Consider the following 19,541-nt stretch of genomic DNA (forward strand, 5'->3'; position numbering starts at 1 on the left):
CCGTTATGTATTCCGACGATTTACTGCAGCGCCGCCTGAGCAGCACCGCCAGCCGCAGCCACAACGAGACTTACCAGTTCGCCAAAGAGATGTCGGGCGAGCCTTACAGCCTCAGCGATATGTATGCCTTCCAGAACCAACTGCAGGATATGTCCAACACCAGCTGGGCCAGTTCGCAGTACACGCAGTTCAAATTCGGCATGCGTAAAGCGATTATCGACGCCATTAATTAACCCACACCCCGGCAGCGCCATGCTGCCGTTTTTTTATCGTCAGAGATCATCTCAACCATGGACTGCAAGGAGTAAGGAGTGGTGCTAACCCTGCCCGCGATACCTAACCTGCGACGTCTGGCGCTGGCGGCGCTGCTGCTGTGCGCCGGCCTCAATGCCGCACTGGCCGCTACGCCCGGCGAGTGGAAGAACGGCGCTTACGCCTATTCCGCCGACAACACGCCGCTGAGCATCATCCTGGAAGACTTTGCCGACAGCTTCGGCGTCACGCTGTATGACAGCTCCCTGCCCGAAGCCAATATCACCGGCAAGCTGCGCTCCGGCAGCCCGGAGGCGTTTCTTAACCGGCTGGCGCTGGAGTACCGTTTTCAATGGTTTGTCTATAACGACACGCTCTACGTCAGCGCGCAGTCGGCGCAGGTGTCGCGACGGCTGGAAATCTCCCCCGATGCGGCGCCGGATATCAAACAGGCGCTGAAAGGCGTCGGCCTGCTCGATCCGCGCTTCGGCTGGGGCGAACTGCCGGACGAAGGCGTAGTGCTGGTCACCGGGCCGCCGGAATATGTCGCCATGATCGCCGACTTCACCAAAAAATCGGAAAAGCCCAAGGACGATAATAAAGAGATGATGTCGTTCCCGCTGAAGTACGCCTCGGTGGCCGACCGCACCATCAAATACCGCGATCAGACCCTACTGGTGCCGGGGGTAGCCACCATCCTCAATGAACTGCTGGGGCAAAACAGCAGCCCGAGCGCCAGCGGCATGAACAGCACTCAGGGCGGCGAAAGCGAAATGGACCAGATGCGCAGCCAGTCGCAGAGCATTCTGAACCAGCTGGTGGGGCGCGGCACCGGCCACGGCCGCGCCGGTGATAAAAATCCGCTCGGCAACATGGCGGGCAAAGTCTCGGCAGACGTGCGCAACAACGCCCTGCTGGTGCGCGATAAACCGGCATACCGCAGCGCCTATCAGTCGCTGGTCAGCATGATCGACGTGCCGCAGAAACTGATCGAGATCGATGCGCTGATCGTCGATATCGATCGCAGCGAGATGGCGCGACTGTCGAGCAGCTGGGCCGGCCAGTTCGGCAACGTCACCGGCGGTTCGACGCTGCTCTCCGGCCCCAGCACGCTGTTCGTCACCGATTTTCGCCGCTTCTTTGCCGATATCCAGGCGCTGGAGGGGGAAGGCACCGCGTCGATTATCGCCAACCCGTCGATCATGACGCTGGAAAACCAGCCGGCGGTGATCGATTTCAGCGACACCGCCTTTGTGCGCGCCATCGGCGAGCGGGTGGCGGATATCCAGGCGGTCACCGCCGGCACCAGCCTGCGCGTCACGCCGCGCGCCATCGGCGGGAAGAGCAGCGCCAGCTCGTCGGTGCAGCTGATCGTCGACGTCGAGGACGGCAAGCTGAACAAAAACGACGACGGCGACGCCGAAGGCACCCGCAACGGCGCCATCAGCACCCAGGCGCTGGTGCAGGCGAAACGTTCGCTGGTGATGGGCGGTTTCCACACCAAAGAGAGCGGCGATCATGAACGGCGCATTCCGATCCTCGGCAGCATTCCGCTGATCGGCAAACTGTTCACCACCTCGCAGCATGAAACCTCGCAGCGCGAGCGGCTGTTTATCATCACGCCGCATCTGGTGGGCGATCAGGTGGATCCTTCCCGCTATATCGCCAGCGAAAACCGCGATCAGCTGAACAACGCCATGGGTGAGATCAACCGCCGCCACAAGTACACCGATATGAAGGGCATGCTGGAATCCGCGCTGCGCGATCTGGCGGAAAACCGTCAGCCCAGCGGCATGACGGCCGGCGGCAGCGGCCAGACGCTGAGCACGCTGTGCCGCATCCCGTCCGGCTTCAGCAACGATGCGCAGCGCCACCAGTGGTACGGCAACCGCTCGGTGCAGATCGCCGTCGGGGTGATCACCAATACCAGCAACGTCACCCGACGCTTTGATGAAGCCGCCTGCCGCAGCGACCGCACCCTCGCCGTCGCCGCCTGGCCGCATTCACAGCTGCGCCCCGGCGAGTCGGTCGAGGTGTACGTCGCGTTTGAAAAAAATGCCGTGGTCAGGCCGGGACGCACCTCCCTGATCGCCAGCGCCCGCTAAGGAGAAGAACATGGTTATCCGATTTATCGCCGTCCTGCTGGCGGCCATGCTGCTCGCCGCCTGCGCCCCGAAAGCGCCGCCAGGCTGCGCCAGCGTCGACTGCCGGCCGCAGTCCGGCGACAACAGTCTGACCATCTGGTGGCAGCCGGACCTGCGCAACGGTCCGACGGATTACACCCGGGTACAGGTTAACCCCTGACGGCGGTTGCGGAGGCCCGCCCTCCGCACTCGGCGACTATCTGCGATAAAGGAGAGGCTATGACGACGTCAATCAGCGGCAGCATCGGCGCTTTATTCAATCGGGTGCGGCGGACGGGCGACGAGAACGCCGCCCGCAGCGGCGGCAACACCGTCCGCGGCAGCACCGCGCCGTCAATGCAGCGCGCGCCCCTGTCTTCACCATCCCGCCCTCCGGCCGGCCTGCGCCAGCGCCAGAACGCCGCGCCGCAGCTCCCTCAACTCTCCCGTGAGTCCGGCAACTGGGCGGTGCAGCTCAACGGTCGGCTCGGCGGCATCGACGGCGCCAGTGAAGAACCGCCGGCCGTCACGCCGGAGGAGCAGACGACGCTGGCGCAAAAGCAGGCGCAGCGCCGGCGTCTGGAGCGCAGCACTCAGCACCAGTGGCGGTCTCAGGCGCCCACCGCCCAGCTGACGGGGCTAAGCCGCCGGGATAACGGCACGCTGGATATCAACGCCGGCGAAGCATTAGGCCCGCTGCTGGAAAATACCCTCAACGCCAATAACCAGCGCTACCGCTGGCATGGCAACGGTAATGAGCACGGCCATACGCTGCTCGACCGGCAAAACCGGCTGATTCATCTGCACGAAGATCCGCTGGCGTTTACCGCCTTCACCCACCGGCTATCGGTACCGCCGCAGCAGACGCCCGTCGCCGGCAATAACGGCAGCGTCAGCTGGGGCGGCGACGAGCCGAAGACGGTCGCCAAGCCGGCGCAGGCGCTGCGGGAAAAACTCACCGGTATCTACCACACCGGCCAGGACGAGCAAGCGTTGCGCCTGTACGGCGATCGTCTATACCAATACACATCGGAACTCCCCGCCGAATGGCAGCCGATGCATGGTATCGACGCCAAACCTTTCAGTCAGCTCAGCCGCCAGGGCAACGGCCAGCTGTTTGCGCTGCAGGACGATAAACAACTGCTGAACCTCAGCACCGGCCGCACCGAACATACATTCAGTCAGAAAGTTTCCGCCTATGCGCTCAACCGCCACGGTGCGCTGCTGGCGCTGACGGCGGACAAAGCCGCCGGCAAACAACAGCTGCTGTTTCGCCCGGCGGGCGCGCACGGCGCGCCGCAGCCGCTGCAGTTGCAGTTGGCTCGCGAAGGCAGCGGCGAACCGCAGCCGTTTTATCCTGCCGCCATCGCCCTGCGCGGCAATGAACTGCTGGCGTTCGACGACGGCGGTCGCCTGCACCGCGCCGCGCTGCCGGACGGTGAAATACCGCCGACTCTGGAGCTGGAACAAGACGGCCGCGATACCCAAATTCGCCATCTGTTCTCCGACCCCGACGCACAGCTGACCGCGCTGCTGAACGACGGCGACGATCGCATCCACGCCGTGGTGAAGAACCGTCACAATCACGAATTCAGCTGCCAGCTGGACGACACCGGCGTCACCCCCGGCTGGAACCTGAGCGACAGCATGGTGATGGATTATCAGAAAGGGCTGCGCCTCAGCACACCGCTGCCGCACAACGTCGTCGATCTGGGCCGGCTCGGCAAGCTGGCGCTGATTGAAGGCAAGGTGCACTTTCGCGATGAAGTTACCGGCCACTGGGAGGCCAGCGGCGAAAAGGCCGAGCGTCTGATCCGCGGCCACGACGGCCAGGCGTATAAAGTGGAGGACGGCGAAGTCAAACCGCTGAAGATCAATCAGGCCGGCAACAAGGCTTCCCTCCAGAACAACCTGTTTCACCTTACGCGGGTACGTAACAGCGTGGAGGCCGATCTCGCCCTGACCGGGCTGGACAAGAACAGCAAGACCCAAACCGTCACGTCGCTGGGCAACGGACGTCTGGCCTCGCTGAACGAAGACGGCCGGGTGCAGCTGCACCAAATCATCCCCGGTCTGCGCCGCGAGCGCATGCCGCCGCGGCCGATTGGCAGCGAGGGACTGCCCGACGCCCGGACGCCGGACAACAGGCTGAAAGATCTGGCCGGCAATGCCAGCCATCAGCTGTTCGGCCTGACCGGCGGCGGACAGCTGTTCAGTCTGGCGCCGGGCGGCTGGCTGCCGCCGGCGCTGCGTCCGGGAGGCGGCCAACAGAATGAGGCCGCTACCGCCTGGCAGCCGGTGACGCCACCGCCGGATCTCGGCCGGCTCACCAGTCTGCACAATGATGCACAGGGCCGGCTGGTGGCGGCGGATGACAGCGGCCACTCCGCCACCTGGCACAATGGCAGCTGGCAGGCCACCGACGATACGGCGCCGGCCTCCTACCAAAACGACGCCTCGCAGCAGACCTTCGACCGGCTGGACGCCAGCGGCAAAAGCGGCCGCATCCCCAAAACCGGCATTACCTATAAGCGAGAATTTGAGGTGTTCGGCGCCAGCGGCAACAATACGCGCCAGGTGAACAATCCGTTTAAAAAGCGCATGCAGGCCTTCTTGTTCAAGCCGCAAGGCAAAATGCCGCGACCGCTGAAAAACCTCGGCAATGAAATTATCCACCGCGCCAGCGGCCGTGACGGGCTGAGACCCTGCTACCGGGCCCAGCAGCAGCTCTCCGTCGAGATCGCCGGCAAACCGGCGCCGTCCGCAGGCAGCACCACCGAACTCAACAGCCTGCCAACGTTGGAGACGCGCCTCGACGCGCTGGGGCTGGGACAGAGCGCCGATGCACAACACCAGCAGTTGCACAAAGAGATCGCCGGCTTCGGCGAGATGCTCGGGCGCAGCCTGAACCTGCACAGCGCCGCGGTGGGCAAACATTACGGCGTAGTGGATGAACACAACCGGGTGATCGACAACCCGCAAAAACTGCAGCACACCCGCAGCGGCCAGTTCAACCGCCACAGCCAGCGCGATCCGCAGTTGGCCGGCACCCTGCGGCATCTGCTGGGCAACCACGGTTCGCAATCGGCGCAGGACGCGCTGCAAACCCTGAGCGCCATGGAGAATAACCGCGTGGTGATCAACCACCTGAAGGACGAACGCGACTACCACGACGATATCGGCCTGCTGAAATCACGCCTGTTTCTCGATCTGCTGACGCAGGAAAAGCTGTACCAGGCGCTGAGCGACTGTCAGTCCGCCCCGGCGTCCGACCCGCAGCGCCTGAACACCCTGCGCGACACCGTGCGTAACCTCCGCGACGAACAGTGGGATCAGCACCCGGTGAAGAAACTGTCCGATCAGGGCTTCCAGAATACCCGCCAGCTTGAGGCCTATTACGACGGCATGAAAAGAACGGTCAAGGCCTTCTCCAAGCAGCACCACGGCACCTACGTCACCGCCAGCACGCTGTTCCAGACCGGCAACCGCGAGGAGCTGACGCAGCGGCTCGGCAAGGAGCTGCTGGCGCTGAAAAACGGCGAAGCGCTGACCTTCGGCAACGGCCACAGCGGCTTTGTCTCCAGCGTCACCCTTCCCGGCGACCAGATCATCGGCTCGGTCGGCGCGCGGGTGAATCTTGACCGCGACTACAGCCTGGCTTTTACCCGTGAAGAAACGGGACTGACGGTGACCGTCGCCCGCAACGGCGGCGGCAGCCTGAACGTGTTCGGCGCCGCCGGGGTCAACGTGCTGACCGGCCACCTGAATGAAGACAGCCTGAATTTCGGCCCGGACGGCAACCACAAACTGTCGCCGGTGGTGCGCTTCGGCGCATCGCTGCCGCTGAACCTGCAGCGCCAGTCGCAAAACAGCATGACCTTCAGCCTGAGCGATAACGAGCTGCCGCAGTTTCTGGAGCAGCTGACCACCAACCAGCTCAGGCCGATGGATATGCTGGACAAGGCCATCGATCACAAGGTGAAAAACGGCAACGTCTGGAACCTGAGTCTGGATATCAACGCCTCGGCGCAGGCCAGTCTCGGCCTGCCGATGACCAACAAAAACGAGACCGCCAACGTCGCCAGCGCGCGCCTCGGCGGCGGTCTGGCGGCGGGCGCCAATCTGCTGCACGGCCAGCGCGAACGCAGCGATGCGCACAATGCGGAGGGCAGCAAAGTCAGCCACAGCGACAACCGGGTACGCTATCTGAATCAGGGCAATCTGGACGCCCGCATTATGGTGCCCGTCGGCGTCAGCAGCAAAACCGAACATGCGCGCGAGCCGATTATGGCAACCAGTGCGCTGGCGGCGCGCTACACCTTTGACGGCCGCACCAAAAAGAAAATCAATATGGAGCTGGCGGAACCGCATACGCTGGATCACACCCATATCGACAAGATTGCGGAAACCCTCGGCAAGGCCTTCACCGGCCCGGCCGACGCCCGGGTGCTGGCCACGGTGCAGGACAGCGCCGGTGACACCTCGCCAAAGGCCAAGCTGGCGGTGTTGAACGACCACTTCCTCCAACATTTGCTTGGCGCCAAAACGCTGAACAACAGCCAGCATGCGGCGATCCGCGATCTGCAGAAACTGATCCACCAGCGCGAAGCCATGGATAACAAGGTGCCGCTGCCCGGCGCGCTGGAGTATCAATCCACCTACAACAACCTGGCCAAGCTGGACAGCAACAGCCTGCCGCACTGGATCCATGATGCTTTCCGCTTTGAGATGCAGGACGACAACCACGCCAACAGTAACGCCAACCGCATCGGCGCCATGATGGCGCAGGATCCGCGCCTCGCCGGGTTGATCGGCCAGATGCAGCTCAGCACCGACACCAAGGCGGAGGTGACGCTGGAACTGAAAGATGAAGACCGCAGAGAGCTGGTGGAAAGCTGGCTGCACGGCAATATCCAGCGCCAGGATCTCGAACGGCAGCTGCAGGATCGCAGCAAGATGCGCATCAAATCCATCGCTTTTGTCGAAAGTAAATCCAAGGGCGACGGCATCATGTCCCCACGCTTTCTGATCGGCGGCGGCAGTAATGTCAGCATCGAGAAAGAGCGCAAGCTGGGCAAGATCAGCTTCAGCTACGGCGTCGATCAAAGCGCGCCGCTGAGCTACAGCCTTGAAGGCGAACTCGCCGACCGTCAGAACGCTGCGTTAAGCGAACCGCTCAACCGGGCGTGGGCGCAGGGGCGACTGTTGAAAGATGCATAAACCCGAGGAGAGATCTGTGGAAACGCACTACATACAAAAACTGCTGGCCCGCTACGGCGCGAGCCTGCACACCGAACTGCACATGGAAAACGGCGTCTGCGCCCTGCAGGATGAGCGCGGCCGGGAGCTGGCGGTATTGGAACTGCCGCCGCCGGGCGAGATGCTGATGCTGCACTGCCTGATTCTGCCCGCCGATCCGGCCTGGCAAACGCCGGCCATGCTGCAGACGCTGCTGACGATGAACTTTGAGATCGGCGCGATGGACGGCTGCTGGCTGGCGCTGGATCAAGAGCGTAACCTGCGCCTGTGCGGCCGCAGCGCGCTGAGCCAGCTGGATCACGCCGGTTTTGCCCTGCTGCTCAACGGTTTTATCGAACGCGGCCACCAGGTGCGCGACTTTATACCGGATCTGCTGGAACGCCTGCGCCCCGTCGCCTGACCCCTGCCCCGGGGAGCCGTTACGGAAACGGCTCCTCTTCCAGCTCAATCACTTCGTTCAGGTAACTGTCCTCCAGCTCACGCAGCAGGCGGTAGACCTGCGCCACCGCCTTCAGCGTCTCACGCGGGATCCAGCTGCCTTCCGGCGTGGTGCGGTACAGCGTACGCGTCAGCCAGATATAGCGTACCACCGGAATATGCGCGCGCTGCGCCTGATCCACCAGATAGTGCGCATCGTCACCGTGCGCCTTGAACACCAGACGCGGCAGCGGCGTTTCGCCGGGACGGTAATAAAGCCCGACCGCGTAGTGGGTCGGATTGACCAGCAGCACGTCGGCCTCTTCCACCGCCACGTTGCGCGCCGCGCTCGGCTCTTCGTTCAGGATATCCTGCGCCACCTGACGCCGGTGCCCTTTCATATGCGGGTCGCCTTCGTTCTGCTTATATTCGTTGCGGATATCTTCGTGGCTCATCCGCTGCTGCTTGAGGAAGAAGAAGCGCTGCACGCCGAAATCCATCAGGCTGAGCGCCAACAGCACCAGCAGCACCCGGCGCGCGCAGCTGATAAACAGCTGCAGCACGCCGTGCCAGAAGCCGTCCAGCGTGCTCTGCGCCAGGCGCGCCAGGTTGCCCATCTCCGGCGCCAGCGACAGCCACAGCACCAGGCCGATGGCGGCCGCCTTGATAATGCTGGTCAGCAACTGCGCCATCTGCCGGCCGGAAAACATATTCTTGAATTGGTTCACCGGGTTGAGCGATTCGGGCTTCGGCAGCAGCGCCTCCACCGAGAACAGCGGGCCGAACTGGATCCAGCCCCCCAGCACCCGCAGCAGCAGCGCGATGCTGCAGACGATGGCGGAAAACAGCGCCAACACCAGCAGCGAGTCGGCGATCACCTCCTCCATCGCATGGCCGAACGGGTCACGCAGACGCAACAGCGGCAGCAGCATCATCGACTCCATGCGCTGCATGCCGCTCTCCACCAGCGCAAAGATCGTCTCCAGAATGCCGATCGAGATCAGCAGCTTCGGGATATCCTGACTCTGGCCGACCTGTCCCTTTTTCCGCGACTCCTGCAGCTTCTGCGGCGTGGCCTGTTCGGTTTTTTCAGCCATCGGATCCTCCCGCCGGTTGCAGCAGCGTGCCGAGAATGGCGCTCAGATCGCGCAGTTCAAACAGACGTTCGCCCGCCAGGTGGTTGAGCACCGGCAGGTACAAGACGAAAAACAACAGCCCCAGCAGGCACTTCACCGGAATGGTCAGCACCGTGGCCTGAATCTGCGGGCTGTAGATGCTGATGATGCCGACGGCGAAATCCATCAGCAGCAGCAGCGCCACCAGCGGGCCGGCGTACAGCACCATATCGACAAAGGTGGTTTTCAGCAGGCCGAGCCAGACGCCCCAGCCCTGTTCGCCCGGCAGCGGCATCCACGCCAGCGCCGGCCACAGGCGGTAGCTGTCCCACAGCACCTGGGTGATGCTGCCCAGCCCCGGCCCCACCATCAGCAGCAGGATCATCGACTGCTGCATCAGGTGGCCCAGCGGCGTCACGTCCGCCCCCAACAGCGGGTTGAGCTGGCCGCCCATCAGCGCGCCGCGCTGGTTGTCAAACAGCGCCCCGACCGACTCCATCATCCAGAACGGCAGCCCGAGCACCAGCCCGAGCAGCGCGCCGAGGATCATCTCTTTCAGCCCCAGCGCCGTCAGCGTCAGCAGCGGCGGCGGGCCGGCGGCGATCTCGGCCTGCAGCGCCGGCGCGATAAACAGCGCCAACGCCGCCACGATCGCCGCGCGCGGCACGCCTTTGATCACGTTGAAGGAGAAGATCGGCGTCAGCAACACGCAGGGAAAGATGCGCGCCATGCCCAACAGCAGCGCCAGCAGATACTGAAACAGCTGATCCAGCAGGTCGCCCCACAGCATCAGCCGCCGACCCGCGACATCATGGCAAAGGCGTTCTGCGTCAGCTGCAGCAGCTCCACCCCGAGCCAGCGCCCGGTCAGTGCCAGCGTCACCCCTACCGCCACCAGCTTCAGGCAGAACGGCAGCGTCTGATCCTGCAGCTGCATCGCCGCCTGCAGCAGCGAAGTGATCACCCCCACCAGCACCGCGACGATCAGCGGCGGCGCGGAGAGCAGCACCACCAGCAGCATCGCCTGACGAAAAAAGCTCAGTATATCCATCGCCGCCTCACAGATAGCTATAAAACAGGCCGTCCAGCAGCCGGGTCCAGCCGCTGACCAGAACAAACAGCAGGATCTTCAGCGGCAACGAGACCGTCATCGGCGACACCATCTGCATCCCCAGCGCCAGCAGCACGTTGGAGACGATCAGATCCAGCACCAGGAAGGGAATAAAGATCAAAAAGCCGATCTTGAAGCCGTTCTGCAGTTCGGACAGCACAAACGCCGGGATCACCAGCAGCGGGCTTTGCGGCGTCAGCGACTGCGCCATCTCTTTCGGCCACATGCGCGCGGCGTTCTCCTGCAGGTGCGTCAGAATATCCGGGTCGGTATTGCGCGTCATAAACGCCTTCAGCGGTTCGGCGCCGTTGCCGAAGGTGTACTCCAGCCGCTCCATATTGCTGAAATCGAGCGGCATCGCCTTAAGCCGCTGGCTCATATCGTTAAACACCGGCGCCATCACAAACAGCGTCGCGGCGAGGGCGATGCCGTACAGCGCCATATTCGGCGGCACCTGCTGCACGCCCATCGCGTTGCGCGTCAGCAGCAGCACCATGGAAATCTTGAGAAAACAGGTGCAGACGATCATCAGCATCGGCACCAGCGACAGCGCTCCCAGAAACAGCGCCAGCATCATCGGATTGAGCGACTGCGCTTCCATAGCCTTAGTGCCCCTGCCCCAGCGGATTGACGCTGCCCGGCAGCATATGGGTAATCTGCAGCCCCAGCCGCCCCTCCACATCCACCAGTTCGCCTTTCGCCAGCGGGTAGTCGCCGTGACACAGCAGCGCTTCGCCGGGCTGGACGTGATCCACCATAATGGTGGCGCCGGGCGCCAGACGCTGCAGATCGCCCACGGTCAGATGCAGATGCCCACAGCGCACGGTCAGCGCCAGCGGCAGGGGGTCGAGCGTCACGCCGGCCGGCTCCGCATCAATACGCCGTTCCATGCCGCTCTCGTCCTGTACGTCGCTTTCTGTCTCGTTGTCGTTGTAGGGAAATGTCACGGATGTTGTCTCCAGATCGGTAAGATAAAAACCAGTGCTTCGCCCTTCCGCGCCAACCAGTTCGCCCTGGGCCCGGAAGTGCGCAAAGCGCAGCGTCCCCGCACCGTGCGGGGTGAATGTGTCCTCGCGCGGCAGCAGCACATCGTCCGGCTGCAGGCGCGTCAGTTCCGCGAGGGAAAGCGTCAGCGCACCGACGCAAAACGGTAAGGTCAGCGGCAGCGCCGTCAGGGCGTCGTTGACGATGCCCTGCCAGCCCGGCGCCGCCAGCAGGGCGCACAACACCTCGGGCGCCGCCGTCAGCGCGCTCTGCGCCCGCAGGTCGCCCAGCGTCACCGTCAGCCGTACGCCAAACGCACCGGCGGGCGGTGCGCCGTCGGCGGCGTTCAGTTCACCGAACAGCGCACGGATTTGCGCGCTCAGCGCGTGATTGAACAGCGGCCAGTACCAGAGGTCGTCCTCGTCGCTGGCGGTTGGTAGTGCCGGGCAGTCGGACAGCAGCGCGCAGACGCCTTCCGCGTCGCTCAGCCACAGCGGGCCGGCCATACAGCGCAGCGCCGTTTCCGCCGCCTGCCGCTCGCCGGCGGCCGGCTCAATACGCAGTTCGCCGACGCTCTCGTCCAGCTGAAAAGCCAGGCGCAGCCCGTGGCCGAGAAGGCCGCGTAGCCGAGCCTCGGCGGCGCTCTGCCGCCGCAGCTTCAGCGGCGTGCTCATGGCTGATACCCCCGCTGCTCAAAGCGCAGGCGCACCCGGCACGCCAGACGGCGGCGCAGCGAGTGGCGGCAGCGCTCCTCATGGGCCGCCAGCGCCTCCAGCGCCGCCGGCGCAAAGCGCAGCGCGATGTCCCAGCCGCCCGCCGGCAGCGCCTGCAAACGGGCGTCCACATCCCCCAAGCGCGGCAATAGCAGCGTGACGGAGACCGGGCCGGCCGGCGGATTGACCAACGCCCGGTCCAGCTCATTCTCCAGCGGCTGCCACAGCGCCATCGGCGCGCCAGAGGCGGCGCTTTCCGGCGTCGCCGCAGCATGCGGGGTGGCGGCGGCGTGCGGCGCAACGTGCAGCGCACCGGGAAATGCCGGCGTATCGTGTTCCATCAGCATGCTGAACAGGTTGCCGTCCGGCGTCGGCGCGGAATTCTCTTCATCGCGCCTGGCCGCCGGCAGCCCGCCGCTCACCGGCCGTTCCGCCGTGGCGCGGCCGCGCTCGGCCACGTTCTTCGCCCCCGGACGCGCCTTGCGCAGCGGATGATGCACATCATGGGCCGGCCCGTGCTCGTCGCGCGGCTGGCGTGCCGCCGCATCCTGCCGCCGCTGCGCCGCCGGCCGCTGCGGTTCGCGCTCCCGCTCTTTTTCGCGTGCGCGGGCTGAAGCACGGTGTTCATGCTGCGTCGGGGAAATCATGGCGCGCCCCCCTCTTCCCGCAGCAGACACTCCAGTTTCTCCAGCTCGCGCTGGCGACGGCGCGTCTCGGCCTGCGCCGCCTGCAGTTTCTGCTGTTGCTCGTCACTGCGCCGCTGGTCTGCCAGCAGCTGCTGCCGGCCGGCGTCCACCGACGCCGCCGCGCTGCGTTCGTCCTCAAGGCCGTGCTGCAGACGCTCCAGCGGCTGCCTGCCTAAATAACGCTGGTCGAACTGCGCCCGTCGCTGCTGATAATCCTGCCGCGTGGCTTCCAGTTGGTGCTGCGTCTGCTGCAGCTGCCGCCGGCAGGCGCTGAGCTGCTGCTCTTCCCGCCGCTGCCGGCGCTCGCTGCGCTGCAAACGCTGGCGGCGGATCGGCAGCATCAGTTCCAGCGCCTGGCCAAGCGCCCGATCGCCGTCGTCCGGCGGCGGCGAGTGATCACTGTTCCTGTTCTGGCGCATAGCCGCTTACCTCCGTCAGTTGCTGCAAAGTCTCTTCCCAGTCGCAGGGATCGCGCGTCTCCTGGCGTAAAAAACCGTTGATCGCGCCCTGCGCCTCCACCGCGGCGTCGGTCATCGCGTCATGCCCCGGCTCGTATTCCCCCAGCCGGATCAGCATCTCCACCTGCTGCCAGGCGGACATCAGGCGGCGCAGCCGGGTGGCGTCGGCGATCTGCGCCCGCTCAGCCACGTTGCTCATGGTGCGACTGAGGCTGGCCAGCACGTCGATGGCCGGATAGTGGCCGCGCTCCGCCAGCCGGCGGGTCAGCACGATATGGCCGTCGATCAGCGAACGCACTTCGTCCGCCACCGGGTCGTTCATCGAATCTGCTTCAATCAGGACCGAATACAGGGCGGTAATGCTGCCCGTCATGGTCTGCCCCGCCCGCTCCAGCAGTCCGGGCAGCAGGGTATAAACCGACGGCGGCAGCCCGCCGCGTCCCGGCGGCTCGCCCAGCGCCAGACCAATTTCGCGCTGGGCGCGGGCAAAGCGGGTCAGCGAGTCCAGGATCAGCAGCACGCTTTTCCCCTGCGCGCGGAACGCTTCGGCAATCGCCGTGGCGGTAAAGGCCGCACGCGCACGTTCCATGCTGCTGCGGTCCGAGGTGGCGCACACCAGCACCGTGCGACTGCGCAGCGTCTCATCCAGCTCGTGGTCAAGGAACTCGCGCAGTTCACGGCCGCGTTCGCCGATCAGGCCGAAGACAATCGCGTCGCAGGGCGTGTTGCGCGCCAGCTCCGCCAGCAGCGTGGTTTTGCCGCAGCCGGCGCCGGCAAACACCCCGACCCGCTGGCCGACGCCAAGGGTCAGCAGCCCGTCGATGGCGCGCACGCCGGTAGGCAGCGCCCGGGCAATACGCGGACGCGCGGTCGGCGGCGGCGCATCGCTCACCACCGGCACGGTATCAACGCCCGTCCCCGGCAGCGCAAAGGCGCCAACGCTCTGTTCATCCAGCGGGCGGCCGAAGCCGTCCAGCACGCTGCCGAGCAGCGCATCGGACACGCTGATGCTGTGCGGCAGCCACAGCGGCGTCACCCGTGCGCCGCGGGCGATGCCGTCCAGCGGCCCCAGCGCCGACAGCAGCGTATGCTGCGGATTAAAGCCCACCACTTCCGCCAGCACGCTCTCCTGCGCGCTGCGCGTGATACGGCACAGATCGCCGATGCGCGCGCGCGGCAGGCTGCACTCAAGCAGGATGCCGCTGATGCCGGTCACCCGGCCGTAGGCCGTTACCGCATCCGCCTGCTGCAGACGCCGCCGCTGACGATCGGCCCATGCGGCGATCCCGCCAGAAAAATCCGTCATCACCATTTCACCGTCAGCGGATCGCGGCCGCTGAATTCGATCCGATCGTCGGTGATCGCCGCCAGCCGCAGGCCGGCGACCTCATCGCCGATAAACACCCGCTGGCCGTCTTCGGTGACGATATTGGCCCGCTGGCCGGTGGTGATCTGCACGATGCGGAACGGCAGTTTTTTCTCCTGCGGCCGCACCGCGGTTTTCACCGGCGCCGCCGCGCCGTAGTGCGCATAAAAGCGCGCCATCATGCGTTCGAACACCGCCATCTGCGGCTTGCTTAATTCGCCGCTCAGCAGCAGACCGTCGCCCTGCTTGCTGATGCGGACCTGTTTGAGCAGTTCGCGTTCGCGCAGCTGTTGCTGCAGCGGCGCGCGCAGCTCCTCCACGCTGTTCCAACTGGCGGTGCGCCCCTCGCCGGCGGAGGTCTGCGCCATCGTCGGCTGCAGGATCCAGCTGGCGACCGTGATGCTCAGCAGCAGGAACAGCCCCAGCACCAGCCCGCGCATCGCGCCGGACAGGCGGCGACGAGCCACCGGCGGTGGCGCGGAGTTTTCCTCCGGCGGGGCGGGCAGCGCCGCCGCCTCATGCCACGGCGTTTCGGCGCGGGCCACGCACAGCCAGACATCGGCCAGTTGGAACGGCGTATCCGCCTCCAGCGTCCGGCTCTCCTGCGACGCCGGCTCCGCAGCCAGCCGCCACTGCTCATCATCACGGCTCAGGAGGTAACTCAGGCCGGCCAGATCCACGCCGTCGAGGCGCAGATCGGCCTGCGGATCGCCGCCGATGCGCCACGACGCGCCGCTGAGAGGCAAGGCGGCGCCACAGTGGTAGCCGGACAGTACGCGCAGCTCAAACATCCGTTAATCCTCCCAGGGGGTAAGTGAATAGAATGCCGGATCGACGTCGAGACGCCCCAGCACCTGAACCGCCAGCGCCGGCTCCAGCTCGGCGAACGAGAGCACCGGCACCGCGTGGAAACGCTCCTGAATCAGCGCCCGCAGCGGCCCGCGCAGATCCTGCGCCGCCAGCAGCACCGCCTGTCTGTCCTGCCCCGGCGCGTAGGCCTGCTTCACCTCCTGATGAATCAGCTGGATCTGCTGCTGGCTCAGGGCGAAGAAAATATCGTTCTGGGTCTGGCGCAGGCTGTCGCGCAGCGCCTCTTCCAGCTCCGGCGTCAGCAGCCAGGCGTGAATGCCGTCCGGCTGGCCGTACTGATGGCAAAGGTGGGTCTTCAGCGTGACGCGCACCTGCTCCGTCAGCAGGTTGACGTCGCGTTCGTGCTGGCCGTGTTCGATCAGCGCCTCGCCGATGGCGCGTACCGAGCGCAGCGGGATGCGCTCCGCCACCAGCTTTTGCAGCACGCCGGAGAAACGCGTCAGCGGCATCACCCGCTGCAGCTCCTGCGCCAGCTCCGGCTGCTCGGCGTCCAGCCAGCTCATCAGCGCCCGCGTCTCCTGCAGGCCGATAAAGTGCGGGCTGCTGGCGTGGATGGCGTCTTCCATACGCGTCAGCAGCAGCTCACCGGCGCTGTGGCGCGCCAGATCCTCACGCGCCAGCAGCGGGTGGTCCGCCGCCAGCCACAGATAATCTTCCTCGCCGCGCGCCTCATCGCCGGGGGTCGCCCCGTCACGCTCCGCCTCGCTCAGGCTCTCCAGCTGACGAACGTCCAACGCCGTTAACGCGGTATTGAAGGTGCCGACCACTTTCGGGATCTCATACACCGAGAAGCGGAACTCATCGGTCGGCTGCTTATCGGTAAATTCGATATCAAACGCCGGCAGGGTAAAACCGAAGTGGTAAACAATGCGGTTGCGCAGCCGGCGGATCTCCTGCACCAGATCCAGCGTCTCCGCCGTGCCGCGCCGCGAAGTATGGAACTGGATCAGCCAGGGGCGCGTCGGGTTGAACTGGCGCAGATCCTCGCGGCCGTTCAGCTCCGGCGGGATCACTTCGTTTTCGATCTGCGGCTTCGCCAGCAGCATTTCCTGCCGCGCGCGCCACACCTGAAAACCGCCGCCGCCAAGGGTGATCAGCGCCAGCAGCGAAAACACCACGCCCGGCATGCCGGGCACCAGCGCGAAGCCGATCATCCCCATCGAGGCCAGGATCCACGCCTTGGGCTGGCTGGTCAGCTGCTCGGCGATCTCGCGGCCGACGTTCGGCGTTTCCGTACTGTCGCCTTCTGAGGAGACGCGGGTGATGATCATGCCGGCGGTCAGGGAGATCAGCAGCGCCGGGATCTGGGCGATCAGGCCGTCGCCGATGGTCAGGATCGAGTAGGTGTGCATGGCATCGCCGGGCGCCATATCCAGCTGCAGTACGCCGATGCTGAAGCCGCCGATCAGGTTGATACACAGGATCACCAGCCCGGCGATGGCGTCGCCTTTGACGAATTTCATCGCCCCGTCCATCGCGCCGAACAGCTGGCTCTCTTTCGCCAGTTCATTGCGGCGGTTGCGCGCCTGATGCACGTCAATCAGTCCGGCGCGCAGATCGCTGTCAATCGACATCTGCTTACCCGGCATGGCGTCCAGCGTAAAGCGTGCCGCCACTTCCGCCACGCGCTCCGATCCTTTGGTGATCACCAGAAAGTTCACCACCGTCAGGATCAGAAACATCACCATCCCCACCGCCAGGTTGCCGCCCACCACAAAGTTGCCGAACGCCTCAACGATATGGCCGGCGTCCTGCTGGATCAGGATCTGGCGGGTGACCGAGATCGACAGCGCCAGGCGGAACATGGTAGTCAGCAGCAGCACCGCCGGAAAGGTGGAGAACGCCAGCGGTTTGGGCAGATACATCGCCAGCACGATCAGCAATGAAGAGAGACAGATGTTGACGGCGATCAGCATGTCGATCAGCCCCAGCGGCAGCGGGACGATCAGCATAAACACCAGCGCCAGGGCGAACGCCGCGCCGACGATCTCCGAGCGCTGCATCGCGCTGATGGCGATTTTGTTGAGGATGGCAAATAGGCTGTTCATCATGCTCCCTTACGGCTTCGCTTCGCGCCTGGCCTGCCGGCGCTCATTCTTCAGCAGTTCCGTGTTGTGATTCGCCAGCAGCGTCAGCGCCGTCTGCCGACCGTCCTTGATCTTCCACAGTCCTATCGGCAGATCGCGCACCAGCGGCAGCACGCCGTTAAAGAAAATGGAGAGGTTGCGCGGCAGCGCATCGGTCACCACCTCGTGTCCGAGCTGGCTGAAGTCCTGCTGGAAAGCGCCGTTGTGGCAGATATGCAGCAGACGCCGCGCCAGTTCCACATGGTCCATATCGCCCAGCGCCATTTTGCCCGCCATCCGATCCAGCAGCGTCCGGCTCTCTTCCAGGGTGTGATTGACCTGTCCGGCCTCGAACAGCCCGGTCTGAATGTGGCGCAACGCCCCGGCGCCGATTGACGAGGCCAGCGCGGCGATATCGTCGGCCAGCGCGCGCTGCAGCGTGCGCAGCCCGATGCTGAAATCCTGCGGTTCGAAATGGCTCAGCAGCAGATCCACCATCGCCATCGCCGACTGCTGATGCACGATGCTGTCATAGTAAATATTGCGCAGGCTCTGTTTATGCTGCGGATTATCGGTCAGTTCGGCGATCGACCAGGCGGTATTCAGCCCGGCCCGCAGCCGTTCGCCGTGGTGTTGTTCCAGCGCCTCCAGATGCTGCTCCACCGTCTGTCGCAGCTCCTCATCGCCGTCGCTGCGCGCCTCGCGCTCCATCACCCGCAGCAGCAGGTCACAGCGCGCCGGATCGTCGTCCAGCATGGCAAGCAGATCGTCGGTTTCCGCCTTGCGCTTTAAGGCGTCGCGCAGCCGCTGCAGCGACGCCTGCTGGCGTCCCGCATCGCGCGCATCGAGCATCGCGTACATTTTATGCAGCTCGACCTTGTTCAGCAGATGGCGGTGACGCACGTGATGCTGGTTCTGCCGGCGCTGGTCCGCCTTCTTTTTACTTTCCGCCTTTTCGCCAAACATCAGCCCGGCTTCTTCTTTGATATCGTCGGCGCTGGCCGCGCCCGCAGCGACATGACCGGCGGCCCTGCCGCTGTTTTTATTCTGTCCGACCTCTCCCTGCTTCAGCAGGGCGCGCAGCGGGTTCGGCGTAAAGGCCAGGCTGGAGGATTTCAACATTGCCGGTTCCTCATCAAGATGACTCTCTTTCTGTGGAGCCGGGGCGCTTCAGGTTCCGAAAAAAATAAAAGAATTGAGTTATTGGAAATTCAAATAATAACCAAATGAAATTAGTGCCACTCTTTGCACAAATAATTTTGTTTTTTTGCGCCTTTTTTCTCAGAACATTCTGAACATGAAAATAAAGACAAATAAAAACAACACACTATTTACGGAATAAGAGTGGCACAGCGCTTGCTATTTAAGAGTGAACTCACTGCGATTTTATTTAAGGAGAAATAAAAATGATGAATTCATTCACTGCAAACGCAATACCAACCAGCGCCATGGATATACCGGTGGACTGGGAAGGTATTTTCAAACAATCGAACAAAAAGCTGATTAATTTCATTCGAAGGAGAGTCGCCAGCACGGAGGATGTGGAAGACATCGCGCAAATGACCTGCCTGGAGGTGTTGCGTAACCGGCATAAATTTACCGGCGCCTCGCTGCCCGAAACCTGGATGTTCGGCATCGCCATTAATCTGATCCGTAACCACTACAAGCGTCAGCAAAACCGTTATCTGTTTGATACGCTGAACGACGAGGTGCTGGAAAACCTGCTGCACGACGACGATCCGAGCGAACTGACCGAACAACAGCGGCTGCTCAACCTGACCCTGACGTCAATTGACAGGCTGCCGGAGGAGATTAAACGCATGCTGACGATTTTGATCGGCGACGACGGCAGCTATCAGGATATCGCCATGCAGATGAACATCCCGATCGGCACCGTGCGTTCGCGCCTGTCGCGCGCCAGAGAAACGCTGAAAACCCAGGTATTCCACCGATCGCCGCCGATACGTCAGGGAAAATAGGCGCAGAAAATAACGTTCAAATAAAAATAATGAAAATCCGAACTAAAATAAATAACCACCGCGCGCCGGTTTAAAAGGGTGTGTATGGCGCGGCAGACCCTATTTTTTCAGAAACTGCTACGTTACTCTGCGTTTTAATACAC

17 protein-coding genes are annotated in these 19,541 nt (G+C 63.9%); 6 read left to right on the forward strand and 11 right to left on the reverse strand.

The genetic code is table 11. The features are described 5' to 3' along the window. The first annotated feature begins 5 nt into the window (after nt 1-5). From TAN611_RS19900 to TAN611_RS19920, 5 genes are all read left to right on the forward strand, one after another. Nucleotides 6-233, forward strand: a complete 228-nt coding sequence (locus TAN611_RS19900) for an HrpF protein (RefSeq protein WP_111736378.1) — start codon at nt 6-8, stop codon at nt 231-233. Nucleotides 234-311: 78 nt separating this feature from the next. Further along, the gene (sctC, locus tag TAN611_RS19905) at nt 312-2,357 is read left to right on the forward strand and encodes a type III secretion system outer membrane ring subunit SctC (RefSeq protein WP_111736377.1); all 2,046 of its coding nucleotides are present in this window, start codon (nt 312-314) and stop codon (nt 2,355-2,357) included. Between the two features lie 10 nt (nt 2,358-2,367). Further along, nucleotides 2,368-2,556: an HrpT family type III secretion system protein gene (gene hrpT, locus TAN611_RS19910; protein ID WP_111736376.1), complete on the forward strand. Its 189-nt coding sequence runs from the start codon at nt 2,368-2,370 to the stop codon at nt 2,554-2,556. Nucleotides 2,557-2,615: 59 nt separating this feature from the next. Next, entirely contained in the window at nt 2,616-7,595 is a 4,980-nt protein-coding gene (locus tag TAN611_RS19915; RefSeq protein ID WP_203066928.1) for an AvrE-family type 3 secretion system effector, read from the forward strand. 16 nt (nt 7,596-7,611) lie between these two features. After that, entirely contained in the window at nt 7,612-8,034 is a 423-nt protein-coding gene (locus tag TAN611_RS19920; protein WP_232251600.1) for a CesT family type III secretion system chaperone, read from the forward strand. Nucleotides 8,035-8,053: 19 nt separating this feature from the next. Here the strand turns inward: TAN611_RS19920 and sctU are convergent, their stop codons facing one another. The 11 genes from sctU to sctW are packed head-to-tail and all read right to left on the reverse strand — an operon-like array spanning nt 8,054 to nt 18,541. Then, nucleotides 8,054-9,148: a type III secretion system export apparatus subunit SctU gene (gene sctU / locus TAN611_RS19925; protein WP_111736373.1), complete on the reverse strand. Its 1,095-nt coding sequence runs from the start codon at nt 9,146-9,148 to the stop codon at nt 8,054-8,056. Continuing rightward, the gene (sctT, locus tag TAN611_RS19930) at nt 9,141-9,956 is read right to left on the reverse strand and encodes a type III secretion system export apparatus subunit SctT (protein WP_203066929.1); all 816 of its coding nucleotides are present in this window, start codon (nt 9,954-9,956) and stop codon (nt 9,141-9,143) included. The genes sctU and sctT overlap by 8 nt, the downstream gene beginning before the upstream one ends. Next, nucleotides 9,956-10,216, reverse strand: a complete 261-nt coding sequence (sctS, locus tag TAN611_RS19935) for a type III secretion system export apparatus subunit SctS (RefSeq protein WP_015673951.1) — start codon at nt 10,214-10,216, stop codon at nt 9,956-9,958. Before sctS ends, sctT begins: the two co-directional genes overlap by 1 nt. 7 nt (nt 10,217-10,223) lie before the next feature. Beyond that, nucleotides 10,224-10,877, reverse strand: a complete 654-nt coding sequence (gene sctR / locus TAN611_RS19940; protein ID WP_187044034.1) for a type III secretion system export apparatus subunit SctR — start codon at nt 10,875-10,877, stop codon at nt 10,224-10,226. A gap of 4 nt (nt 10,878-10,881) precedes the next feature. Next, a complete protein-coding gene (locus TAN611_RS19945) occupies nt 10,882-11,934 on the reverse strand; it encodes a FliM/FliN family flagellar motor switch protein (protein WP_203066930.1) in 1,053 nt (350 codons plus the stop codon). Beyond that, the gene (locus tag TAN611_RS19950; RefSeq protein ID WP_187044032.1) at nt 11,931-12,620 is read right to left on the reverse strand and encodes a type III secretion system HrpP C-terminal domain-containing protein; all 690 of its coding nucleotides are present in this window, start codon (nt 12,618-12,620) and stop codon (nt 11,931-11,933) included. Before TAN611_RS19950 ends, TAN611_RS19945 begins: the two co-directional genes overlap by 4 nt. Then, nucleotides 12,617-13,078: a type III secretion protein gene (locus tag TAN611_RS19955; protein WP_160029849.1), complete on the reverse strand. Its 462-nt coding sequence runs from the start codon at nt 13,076-13,078 to the stop codon at nt 12,617-12,619. The genes TAN611_RS19950 and TAN611_RS19955 overlap by 4 nt, the downstream gene beginning before the upstream one ends. Beyond that, nucleotides 13,056-14,423 carry a type III secretion system ATPase SctN gene (gene sctN, locus TAN611_RS19960; RefSeq protein ID WP_370576236.1) on the reverse strand — a complete coding sequence of 456 codons (1,368 nt, stop codon included), beginning with the start codon at nt 14,421-14,423 and terminating at the stop codon, nt 13,056-13,058. Before sctN ends, TAN611_RS19955 begins: the two co-directional genes overlap by 23 nt. After that, entirely contained in the window at nt 14,423-15,274 is an 852-nt protein-coding gene (locus TAN611_RS19965) for an EscD/YscD/HrpQ family type III secretion system periplasmic domain-containing protein (protein ID WP_111736367.1), read from the reverse strand. The genes sctN and TAN611_RS19965 overlap by 1 nt, the downstream gene beginning before the upstream one ends. A gap of 3 nt (nt 15,275-15,277) precedes the next feature. Beyond that, on the reverse strand, nt 15,278-17,401 hold the full coding sequence (sctV, locus tag TAN611_RS19970; protein WP_187044687.1) for a type III secretion system export apparatus subunit SctV: 2,124 nt from the start codon (nt 17,399-17,401) through the stop codon (nt 15,278-15,280). 9 nt (nt 17,402-17,410) lie between these two features. Beyond that, nucleotides 17,411-18,541, reverse strand: coding sequence for a type III secretion system gatekeeper subunit SctW (gene sctW / locus TAN611_RS19975; RefSeq protein ID WP_187044030.1), 1,131 nt, complete (start codon nt 18,539-18,541; stop codon nt 17,411-17,413). A gap of 284 nt (nt 18,542-18,825) precedes the next feature. On the opposite strand from sctW, the gene TAN611_RS19980 reads away from it, so the two are divergent. Beyond that, the gene (locus tag TAN611_RS19980) at nt 18,826-19,398 is read left to right on the forward strand and encodes an RNA polymerase sigma factor (protein ID WP_111736365.1); all 573 of its coding nucleotides are present in this window, start codon (nt 18,826-18,828) and stop codon (nt 19,396-19,398) included. Nucleotides 19,399-19,541 lie beyond the last annotated feature (143 nt).

The organism is Serratia sp. Tan611 (assembly GCF_905188235.1).
Taxonomy (GTDB): Bacteria; Pseudomonadota; Gammaproteobacteria; order Enterobacterales; family Enterobacteriaceae; genus Serratia_B; species Serratia_B rhizosphaerae.

Excerpts from the sequence above, each read along its gene's own strand:
- TAN611_RS19900 (WP_111736378.1), top strand. The coding sequence starts at position 6 with ATGTATTCCGACGATTTACTGCAGCGCCGCCTGAGCAGCACCGCCAGC.
- hrpT (WP_111736376.1), top strand. The coding sequence starts at position 2,368 with ATGGTTATCCGATTTATCGCCGTCCTGCTGGCGGCCATGCTGCTCGCC.
- TAN611_RS19915 (WP_203066928.1), top strand. The coding sequence starts at position 2,616 with ATGACGACGTCAATCAGCGGCAGCATCGGCGCTTTATTCAATCGGGTG.
- sctU (WP_111736373.1), bottom strand. The coding sequence starts at position 9,148 with ATGGCTGAAAAAACCGAACAGGCCACGCCGCAGAAGCTGCAGGAGTCG.
- sctT (WP_203066929.1), bottom strand. The coding sequence starts at position 9,956 with ATGCTGTGGGGCGACCTGCTGGATCAGCTGTTTCAGTATCTGCTGGCG.
- sctS (WP_015673951.1), bottom strand. The coding sequence starts at position 10,216 with ATGGATATACTGAGCTTTTTTCGTCAGGCGATGCTGCTGGTGGTGCTG.
- sctR (WP_187044034.1), bottom strand. The coding sequence starts at position 10,877 with ATGGAAGCGCAGTCGCTCAATCCGATGATGCTGGCGCTGTTTCTGGGA.
- TAN611_RS19945 (WP_203066930.1), bottom strand. The coding sequence starts at position 11,934 with ATGAGCACGCCGCTGAAGCTGCGGCGGCAGAGCGCCGCCGAGGCTCGG.
- TAN611_RS19950 (WP_187044032.1), bottom strand. The coding sequence starts at position 12,620 with ATGATTTCCCCGACGCAGCATGAACACCGTGCTTCAGCCCGCGCACGC.
- TAN611_RS19955 (WP_160029849.1), bottom strand. The coding sequence starts at position 13,078 with ATGCGCCAGAACAGGAACAGTGATCACTCGCCGCCGCCGGACGACGGC.
- sctN (WP_370576236.1), bottom strand. The coding sequence starts at position 14,423 with ATGACGGATTTTTCTGGCGGGATCGCCGCATGGGCCGATCGTCAGCGG.
- TAN611_RS19965 (WP_111736367.1), bottom strand. The coding sequence starts at position 15,274 with ATGTTTGAGCTGCGCGTACTGTCCGGCTACCACTGTGGCGCCGCCTTG.
- sctV (WP_187044687.1), bottom strand. The coding sequence starts at position 17,401 with ATGAACAGCCTATTTGCCATCCTCAACAAAATCGCCATCAGCGCGATG.
- sctW (WP_187044030.1), bottom strand. The coding sequence starts at position 18,541 with ATGTTGAAATCCTCCAGCCTGGCCTTTACGCCGAACCCGCTGCGCGCC.
- TAN611_RS19980 (WP_111736365.1), top strand. The coding sequence starts at position 18,826 with ATGATGAATTCATTCACTGCAAACGCAATACCAACCAGCGCCATGGAT.